Here is a 5,516-nt window from a genome sequence, read left to right as displayed (position 1 = left end):
CCCCCCCCGACAGGCTGGGGTTACTTAGCCTTCTCCAGGATCTCCACGACGCGCCAGCGCTTGGTCGCGGAGAGCGGCCTGGTCTCCATCAGTCGGACCAGGTCGCCCACGCCACAGGAGTTCGCCTCGTCGTGCGCCTTGTACTTGGACGTGCGACGGATGACCTTGCCGTACCTGGCGTGCGTGATGCGGTCCTCGACCTCGACAACGACGGTCTTGTCCATCTTGTCGCTGACGACGTAGCCCTCGCGCACCTTGCGGTAGTTGCGGGTCGCGGTCTGGTTCTCACTCATTCGGCTGCTTCCTTCTCCTGCGCCGACTCACCAGACAGCGGGGCGATACCCAGCTCGTGCTCACGCAGGATCGTGTAGATCCGGGCGATCTCGCGCTTGACGGTACGCAGTCGGCTGTGGTTGTCGAGCTGGCCGGTGGCGGCCTGGAAGCGGAGGTTGAACAGCTCTTCCTTGGCTTCCTTGAGCTTGGCGACCAGGTCCTCGACGGACTGGTCACGGAGCTCATGGGCAGTCACGGACTTGGCCATCACTCCCCCTCCCGCGTAACGAACTTGCACTTCATCGGGAGCTTGTGCATCGCACGGCGCATCGCCTCCTTGGCGATGGCCTCGGGCACGCCCGACAGCTCGAACATCACGCGACCGGGCTTGACCGGCGCGACCCACCACTCCGGGGAACCCTTACCGGAACCCATGCGGACCTCGGCGGGCTTCTTGGTCAGCGGGCGGTCCGGGAAGATGTTGATCCACACCTTGCCGCCACGCTTGATGTGACGCGTCATGGCGATACGAGCGGACTCGATCTGACGGTTCGTCACGTAGGCCGACTCCAGGGCCTGGATGCCGAACTCACCGAAAGTGACCGTCGTGCCGCCCTTGGCCTTGCCGCGCAGATCCGGGTGGTGCTGCTTGCGGTACTTGACCTTACGAGGAATAAGCACTGGTCAGCTCCCCTCGGACTTCGCGGACTCGGCCGGGGCCTTGGCCTCGGCGTTCTGCGGCTGGCCGCCACCGGCACCGCCGCGACGACGACGCTGGGGGCGCTCGCGGCGCTGACCGCCGCCACCGCCACCGCCGCCACCGGCGGAGCGCTGCGCGGCCTGGGCCGCCTCACGCTCGGCGCGGGTGGCGGGCGCGTCACCCTTGTAGATCCAGACCTTCACACCGATGCGGCCGAAGGTCGTACGGGCCTCGAAGAAGCCGTAGTCGATGTCGGCGCGCAGGGTGTGCAGGGGCACACGGCCCTCGCGGTAGAACTCCGAGCGCGACATCTCGGCCCCGCCCAGACGGCCGCCGCACTGGATGCGGATGCCCTTGGCACCGCTCTTCATCGCGGTCTGCATGGCCTTGCGCATCGCGCGGCGGAAGGCCACGCGGCTGCTCAGCTGCTCGGCGACGCCCTGGGCGACGAGCTGCGCGTCGATCTCGGGGTTCTTGACCTCGAAGACGTTCAGCTGCACCTGCTTGCCGGTCAGCTTCTCCAGGTCGGTCCGGATGCGGTCGGCCTCGACGCCGCGGCGGCCGATGACGATGCCCGGCCGGGCGGTGTAGACGTCGACGCGGACGCGGTCACGGGTGCGCTCGATCTCCACCTTGGAGATGCCCGCGCGCTCCATGCCGCGGGTCAGCATCCGACGGATCGCGACGTCTTCCTTGACGTAGTCCTTGTAGGACTTGTCGGCGTACCAACGGCTCTTGAAGTCGGTGGTGACTCCGAGGCGGAACCCGTGCGGGTTTACCTTCTGCCCCACTATCGGGTCCTTTCCTTCGTCTTGGACGAGGCGCCCGAGCGCTCAGCGACGACCACGGTGATGTGGCTCGTGCGCTTGGTCACCCGGAAGGCGCGGCCGAAGCCTCGCGGACGAATGCGCTTCAGGGTCGGACCCTCGTCCACCCACGCGCGTTCGACCACCAGCGTCCCGCGGTCCAGCTTGTCGTTGTGCTCGGCGTTGGCGATGGCGCTAGCCAGCACCTTGCCAACAGGCTCGCTCGCCGACTGGGGCGCGAACCGGAGCACCGCCTGTGCCTCGTCAGCGGGCAACCCGCGAATAAGGTCCACCACCCGGCGGGCCTTTCGGGGCGTAACACGGACGAACCGTGCCTGTGCCCTCGTTCCCATCGCTTTTCCCTCGCTCACGGAAATTCATCTCCACTCACCGTGGAGAAATGGTTCTTTCTGCTGCTGCAACCGCTAACGGCGGCTACGGCGGTCTTCCTTGACGTGGCTGCGGAAAGTACGCGTGGGAGCGAACTCACCGAGCTTGTGGCCGACCATCGACTCGGACACGAACACGGGGACGTGCTTGCGGCCGTCGTGGACGGCGATCGTGTGACCGATCATCTCCGGAACGATCATGGACCGCCGGGACCACGTCTTGATGACGTTCTTGGTCCCCTTCTCGTTCTGCGACTCCACCTTCTTGATGAGGTGGTCGTCGACGAAGGGACCCTTCTTAAGGCTACGTGGCATCAGACGTGCTCCTTACCGCTTCTTCTTACCGCTACGCCGACGCCGCACGATGAGCTTGTCGCTGGCCTTGTTCTTGGCCCGGGTCCGGCCTTCCTTCTTACCCCAGGGGCTGACCGGGTGGCGGCCACCGGAGGTCTTGCCCTCACCACCACCGTGGGGGTGGTCGACCGGGTTCATCACGACACCGCGGACGGTCGGGCGCTTGCCCTTCCAGCGGGAGCGGCCGGCCTTGCCCCAGTTGATGTTGGACTGCTCGGCGTTGCCCACCTGGCCGACGGTGGCGCGGCAGGTGATCTCCACCATGCGCATCTCACCGGAGGGCATACGCAGCGTGGCGTACTTGCCCTCCTTGGCCAGGAGCTGGATCTGCGAGCCCGCGGAGCGGCCCAGCTTGGCGCCGCCGCCCGGCTTCAGCTCGACCGCGTGCACGAACGTACCCGTGGGGATGTTGCGCAGCGGGAGGCAGTTGCCGGGCTTGATGTCGGACTGCGGACCGTTCTCGACCCGGTCGCCCTGCTTGAGGCCGGCCGGAGCCAGGATGTAGCGCTTCTCACCGTCCACGTAGTGGAGCAGCGCGATGCGCGCGGTGCGGTTCGGGTCGTACTCGATGTGGGCGACCTTGGCCGGCACGCCGTCCTTGTCGTGACGACGGAAGTCGATCACGCGGTAGGCGCGCTTGTGGCCACCGCCCTGGTGGCGGGCGGTGATGCGGCCGTGGCCGTTGCGACCGCCCTTGGAGTGGAGCGGACGCACCAGGGACTTCTCGGGCTCCGAGCGCGTGATCTCGACGAAGTCGCTCACGCTGGAGCCGCGACGACCCGGTGTCGTCGGCTTGTACTTACGAATGCCCATCTTCTTCGCGCATTCCTTTACGTGTTGCTTGGTGTGTAGCGGTCAGACCCGGGAGAGGTCAGACACCGAAGATGTCGATCCGGTCGCCCTCGGCGACGCTGACGATCGCGCGCTTGGTGTCGGGACGCTTCCCGTAACCGAAGCGGGTGCGCTTGCGCTTGCCCTTGCGGTTGATCGTGTTCACGCTCGTGACCTTCACCTCGAAGATCTTCTCGATCGCGATCTTGATCTGGGTCTTGTTGGCGTCCGGGCGGACGATGAACGTGTACTTGTTCTCGTCCATGAGCCCGTAGCTCTTCTCGGAGATCACCGGCTCGACGATGATGTCCCGGTGGTCGGCGATCCTCACTGGTCGTCCTCCTCGGACTGCGCGGCCTTGGAGGCACCGGCCGCGTGGGCCAGGAACTCGGCGTAGCCCGCCTCGGTGAAGACCACGTCGTCCGAGTACAGGACGTCGTAGGTGTTCACCTGGTCCGCGTCGAGGATGTGCACCTCTTCGACGTTGCGCAGGGCGCGCCGGTTGTGCTCGTCGTCGCGGGCCAGCACCACCAGGACCTTGTCGGACTCGGTGACCTGGCGCAGCGCCTTCAGAGCGGTCTGCGTGAACTTGCTCTCCAGGTCCTCGGCCACGAACTGGCTGACGACGTGGATGCGGCCGTGGCGCGCCCGGTCCGAGAGGGCTCCGCGCAGGGCGGCGGCCTTCATCTTCTTGGGGGTGCGCTGGCTGTAGTCGCGCGGCTGGGGTCCGTGGACCGTGCCGCCGCCGGTGTACTGCGGGGCGCGGATGGAACCCTGGCGGGCCCGGCCCGTGCCCTTCTGGCGGTAGGGCTTCTTGCCACCGCCGCGGACGTCGCCGCGGGTCTTGGTGGCGTGCGTGCCCTGACGGCCAGCGGCGAGCTGGGCGTTCACGACCTGGTGGATCAGCGGGATGCTGACCTGCTGGGCGAAGACGGTGTCCGGCAGCTCGACGCTGCCCTTGGTGCCGCCCTCGGGGTTCTTGACCTCGATCTGGGCCATGGCTTACTTGTCCCCCTTCACAGCGGTGCGGACGAGCACCAGACCGCCGTTGGGACCGGGGACGGCACCCTTGACCAGGATGAGTCCCTTCTCCGCGTCGACGGAGTGAACGGTCAGGTTCTGGACGGTCTTGCGCACGTTGCCCATGCGACCGGCCATCCGCATGCCCTTGAACACGCGGCCGGGCGTGGCGCAGCCGCCGATGGAGCCGGGCGAGCGGTGCTTGCGCTGGGTACCGTGCGAGGCGGAGAGGCCGCGGAAACCGTGGCGCTTCATCACACCCGCGAAGCCCTTGCCCTTGCTCTTGCCCGTGACGTCGACCTTCTGGCCGGTCTCGAAGCTGTCCGCGGTGACCTCCTGGCCGAGCGTGTACTCGGTGGCGTCGGTCGTGCGGACCTCGACGTAGTGGCGGCGCGGGGTCAGGTCGTGCGCGCGCAGGTAGTCGCCGAGCGGCTTGTTGACCTTGCGCGGGTTGATCTGCCCGTAGCCGAGCTGGATGGCGGAGTAGCCATCGGTGTCCGGAGTCCGGATGCGGCTCACGACGCACGGACCGGCCTTCAGAACCGTCACGGGCACCATCTTGCCCGCGTCGTCGAAGACCTGGGTCATGCCGAGCTTTTCGCCCAGAACTCCCTTGATCTGCTTGGTGGCCATGTCTGTGCGTCCTTAAAGCTTGATCTCGATGTCAACGCCCGCCGGGAGGTCGAGTCGCATGAGCGAGTCGACCGTCTTCGGCGTGGGGTCGATGATGTCGATCAGCCGCTTGTGCGTGCGCATCTCGAAGTGCTCGCGCGAGTCCTTGTACTTGTGCGGCGATCGGATGACGCAGTAAACGTTCTTCTCCGTCGGCAGCGGCACCGGGCCCGCGACCTGTGCGCCAGTTCGCGTCACAGTCTCGACGATCTTGCGAGCCGAGCTGTCGATGACCTCGTGGTCATAGGCCTTTAGCCGAATGCGGATCTTCTGTCCCGCCATGTGGCCTGTTCGTCCTTCGCTTCAGTGTCCGTAACGGTGAGCTGTTCCCGGTCACAGACGCCCAGGCCCGGCGGATCCGCCGTTGTAGCCGTGAGCCCCTATTCCCTTGAGAAACCGCAACAGGGCTTGCCCCTGCGGTGCGTCACCGTCACAGAGCCCGATGACGTCTTGTGTGCTGGTGGGCGGGCC

General features: G+C 66.6%; 11 protein-coding genes. All 11 read right to left on the bottom strand.

Features of this window, described 5'->3' with window-relative positions; all coding sequences use genetic code 11:
• Positions 1-20: 20 nt before the first annotated feature.
• Entirely contained in the window at positions 21-293 is a 273-nt protein-coding gene (gene rpsQ, locus DQW06_RS01445; RefSeq protein WP_013156120.1) for a 30S ribosomal protein S17, read from the bottom strand.
• Positions 290-541 (bottom strand): 50S ribosomal protein L29, encoded by a 252-nt coding sequence (gene rpmC, locus DQW06_RS01440; RefSeq protein ID WP_013156119.1) that lies wholly within the window; start codon positions 539-541, stop codon positions 290-292. Before rpmC ends, rpsQ begins: the two co-directional genes overlap by 4 nt.
• On the bottom strand, positions 541-954 hold the full coding sequence (gene rplP, locus DQW06_RS01435; RefSeq protein WP_013156118.1) for a 50S ribosomal protein L16: 414 nt from the start codon (positions 952-954) through the stop codon (positions 541-543). Before rplP ends, rpmC begins: the two co-directional genes overlap by 1 nt.
• A gap of 3 nt (positions 955-957) precedes the next feature.
• Complete coding sequence (gene rpsC / locus DQW06_RS01430) at positions 958-1,764, bottom strand: 30S ribosomal protein S3 (protein ID WP_013156117.1); 807 nt, start codon at positions 1,762-1,764, stop codon at positions 958-960.
• Positions 1,764-2,132: a 50S ribosomal protein L22 gene (gene rplV / locus DQW06_RS01425; protein WP_013156116.1), complete on the bottom strand. Its 369-nt coding sequence runs from the start codon at positions 2,130-2,132 to the stop codon at positions 1,764-1,766. Before rplV ends, rpsC begins: the two co-directional genes overlap by 1 nt.
• Before the next feature lie 72 nt (positions 2,133-2,204).
• Positions 2,205-2,483: a 30S ribosomal protein S19 gene (gene rpsS / locus DQW06_RS01420; RefSeq protein WP_013156115.1), complete on the bottom strand. Its 279-nt coding sequence runs from the start codon at positions 2,481-2,483 to the stop codon at positions 2,205-2,207.
• Positions 2,484-2,495: 12 nt separating this feature from the next.
• On the bottom strand, positions 2,496-3,335 hold the full coding sequence (gene rplB, locus DQW06_RS01415) for a 50S ribosomal protein L2 (protein ID WP_013156114.1): 840 nt from the start codon (positions 3,333-3,335) through the stop codon (positions 2,496-2,498).
• A gap of 58 nt (positions 3,336-3,393) precedes the next feature.
• Positions 3,394-3,684 (bottom strand): 50S ribosomal protein L23, encoded by a 291-nt coding sequence (gene rplW / locus DQW06_RS01410; RefSeq protein WP_013156113.1) that lies wholly within the window; start codon positions 3,682-3,684, stop codon positions 3,394-3,396.
• Positions 3,681-4,352 carry a 50S ribosomal protein L4 gene (gene rplD / locus DQW06_RS01405; RefSeq protein WP_013156112.1) on the bottom strand — a complete coding sequence of 224 codons (672 nt, stop codon included), beginning with the start codon at positions 4,350-4,352 and terminating at the stop codon, positions 3,681-3,683. Before rplD ends, rplW begins: the two co-directional genes overlap by 4 nt.
• Before the next feature lie 3 nt (positions 4,353-4,355).
• Complete coding sequence (rplC, locus tag DQW06_RS01400) at positions 4,356-5,006, bottom strand: 50S ribosomal protein L3 (RefSeq protein ID WP_013156111.1); 651 nt, start codon at positions 5,004-5,006, stop codon at positions 4,356-4,358.
• A gap of 12 nt (positions 5,007-5,018) precedes the next feature.
• Complete coding sequence (gene rpsJ / locus DQW06_RS01395; protein WP_013156110.1) at positions 5,019-5,327, bottom strand: 30S ribosomal protein S10; 309 nt, start codon at positions 5,325-5,327, stop codon at positions 5,019-5,021.
• Positions 5,328-5,516 lie beyond the last annotated feature (189 nt).

Source organism: Nocardiopsis sp. TNDT3 (assembly GCF_003427465.1).
Taxonomy (GTDB): Bacteria; Actinomycetota; Actinomycetes; order Streptosporangiales; family Streptosporangiaceae; genus Nocardiopsis; species Nocardiopsis dassonvillei.
The sequence above is the reverse complement of the archived record's forward strand: the minus strand, read 5'-3'. Positions and strand labels throughout refer to the sequence as shown.

Coding starts and splice junctions, on each gene's coding strand:
- rpsQ (WP_013156120.1), bottom strand. CDS start 293: ATGAGTGAGAACCAGACCGCGACCCGCAACTACCGCAAGGTGCGCGAG.
- rpmC (WP_013156119.1), bottom strand. CDS start 541: ATGGCCAAGTCCGTGACTGCCCATGAGCTCCGTGACCAGTCCGTCGAG.
- rplV (WP_013156116.1), bottom strand. CDS start 2,132: ATGGGAACGAGGGCACAGGCACGGTTCGTCCGTGTTACGCCCCGAAAG.
- rpsS (WP_013156115.1), bottom strand. CDS start 2,483: ATGCCACGTAGCCTTAAGAAGGGTCCCTTCGTCGACGACCACCTCATC.
- rplB (WP_013156114.1), bottom strand. CDS start 3,335: ATGGGCATTCGTAAGTACAAGCCGACGACACCGGGTCGTCGCGGCTCC.
- rplD (WP_013156112.1), bottom strand. CDS start 4,352: ATGGCCCAGATCGAGGTCAAGAACCCCGAGGGCGGCACCAAGGGCAGC.
- rplC (WP_013156111.1), bottom strand. CDS start 5,006: ATGGCCACCAAGCAGATCAAGGGAGTTCTGGGCGAAAAGCTCGGCATG.
- rpsJ (WP_013156110.1), bottom strand. CDS start 5,327: ATGGCGGGACAGAAGATCCGCATTCGGCTAAAGGCCTATGACCACGAG.